The following is a 437-nucleotide window of genomic DNA, read 5'->3' on the forward strand; positions in this document are numbered from 1 at the left end:
GCCGGCACTTTGTACCCGCAATTTATCACTGAGTGACGGCGGCAAACCAATACGGACATTCCGGTCAGCAAAAATAATGCGTTCCTGCCCCACTTTGAGTGAGAGGGATAATGGAATACGTTCCCATTTCATCAGTTCATCAGCCTGTGTGCCGACGCTGAACAATAACAAACTGCCCCATCCCAGCCAGCGGCCAAATGACACTCTGCTCATTGAAATACGCCTTTTTTCTCTTCCTGTGGTTGTGGCATGGCTTCCAGCCGCTGGGGCATGCCGTCGTAACAATCCAGTGCCAGCCCGAAGGGATTACGTTCGGCATCGCCTGCCCAGCGCACCACTTTCAGCGGATAACGTACCAGTGCCCGTTTGACCGGTTCAGCGTGGTAATATTCATCGGCCACCAAATCCAGCCGGACTACCCAGTTATCCCGGTCACG

Annotated in this window: 2 protein-coding genes; both read right to left on the bottom strand. The window is 53.8% G+C overall.

The annotated features are described in order from the left end of the window. On the bottom strand, positions 1-213 hold a 213-nt coding region (locus tag AAC147_RS12110), incomplete at its 3' end, for a DUF3438 family protein (protein ID WP_047686706.1). Next, on the bottom strand, positions 210-437 hold a 228-nt coding region (locus AAC147_RS12115), incomplete at its 5' end, for a DUF2895 family protein (RefSeq protein ID WP_047686709.1). The genes AAC147_RS12110 and AAC147_RS12115, both read right to left, overlap by 4 nt.

Origin of the sequence: Xenorhabdus sp. NBAII XenSa04 (genome assembly GCF_963866145.1) — a bacterium.
In the GTDB taxonomy this organism is placed as follows: Bacteria; Pseudomonadota; Gammaproteobacteria; order Enterobacterales; family Enterobacteriaceae; genus Xenorhabdus; species Xenorhabdus indica.